This is a genomic window from Thiolapillus sp., from assembly GCF_048562965.1.
Lineage (GTDB): Bacteria > Pseudomonadota > Gammaproteobacteria > Chromatiales > Chromatiaceae > Thiolapillus > Thiolapillus brandeum_A.
This window is the reverse complement of sequence record NZ_JBHNMF010000857.1, coordinates 1-1224: the sequence shown is the minus strand read 5'-3', so window position 1 is coordinate 1224 and position 1224 is coordinate 1. Positions and strand designations below refer to the sequence as shown.

Below are 1224 nucleotides of genomic sequence, written 5' to 3'. Positions count from 1 at the left end.
CCCTTGACTTTGCCTCCTTTTCCACGACCAGACATGATGAGAAGTTGGTTGGGTTTAGCACGAAGCGCGCACAAGCGTTAGTTCAGTAAGCGGTTCGCTGAGAGCGACTGACTCTCAAAAAAGAGGGGGGTCGCCTTTTATACCCCAGCAGTGTACGCACAGCACAGGCCGTGCCGAGCGACGAACGGACCAATCAGAACGCGGCGTTTCGAAGAAATTGTGCCTGACCACTGCTGGCGGTGTATAAAAGCGGGGCGGCGAGCGCGGCTCGTCTATCTTCGTTGAAATTGAGTTCAGACGAAAACCATGCCTCCTAAAGTCAGCTCGAAGGGCGCCAAGAAGGCCGGCAAGGCCAAGGCTGTTCGCTCCGGCGACAAGAAACGCAAGAGGAAGAGGAAGGAAAGCTATGCCATCTACATCTACAAGGTGCTCAAACAGGTGCACCCCGACACTGGCATCAGCAGCAAGGCCATGTCTATCATGAACAGCTTCGTCAACGATATCTTCGAGAGAATCGCCGCTGAAGCTTCCAGACTGGCCCACTACAACAAGCGTTCCACCATCACCAGTCGGGAGATCCAGACCGCTGTTCGTCTCCTGCTCCCCGGTGAACTGGCTAAGCACGCCGTCAGTGAGGGCACCAAGGCCGTCACCAAGTACACCAGCAGCAAGTAAAGCTGTCCTTGTCTGCCACGTTGCACTCCACCAAACCTGCTCCTATAAGGTCCTTCTCAGGACCGCCCTCTTTTTCCCAAGCGAGTTAGTGTCTTTCTTCTTGCTCAAGTTGTTTTAAGCGTTGGAATGATTTGTGACACTCGCATACCATACCATACCATACTACCACCACAGGCAGCAAAATCGATAACAGACACAAAATATGCACCCACACAGCAACACTTCAAGGGTGACAAAGAGGCACACGCACACACAGACACAAAGGAATAAACTACAGATGACTACAGCCACTGGGGCGGTTTCATTTTCCCCAGGCCCTAGTACTAGTAGTAGTAGTACCAGTCCAGTCAGTAGTAGTAGTAGTAGCAGCAGCAGTAGCAGTAGTGTTGTGGTGGTTGTTGCTACTGCTGTTGTCGTCGTCGTCGTCGTCGTCGTTCACCTGGTGATATTTTCAGTTCAATCCCACCACCTCATGCTCGCAAGTCTCCATGGCACGTTTATGTACGAGACCATTCCCTTCGACTTGCAAGCCACACCGTTGACAGACAG

Annotated in this window: 1 protein-coding gene; it reads left to right on the top strand. The window is 52.4% G+C overall.

Annotated features, from left to right (window positions below):
- Nucleotides 1-306: 306 nt before the first annotated feature.
- On the top strand, nucleotides 307-675 hold the full coding sequence (locus tag ACOCD2_RS20660; RefSeq protein ID WP_293653196.1) for a histone H2B family protein: 369 nt from the start codon (nucleotides 307-309) through the stop codon (nucleotides 673-675).
- Nucleotides 676-1224: the final 549 nt, after the last annotated feature.

What these genes read in the sequence shown, in the direction of transcription:
- ACOCD2_RS20660 (WP_293653196.1), top strand. Translation starts at nt 307, where the DNA reads ATGCCTCCTAAAGTCAGCTCGAAGGGCGCCAAGAAGGCCGGCAAGGCC.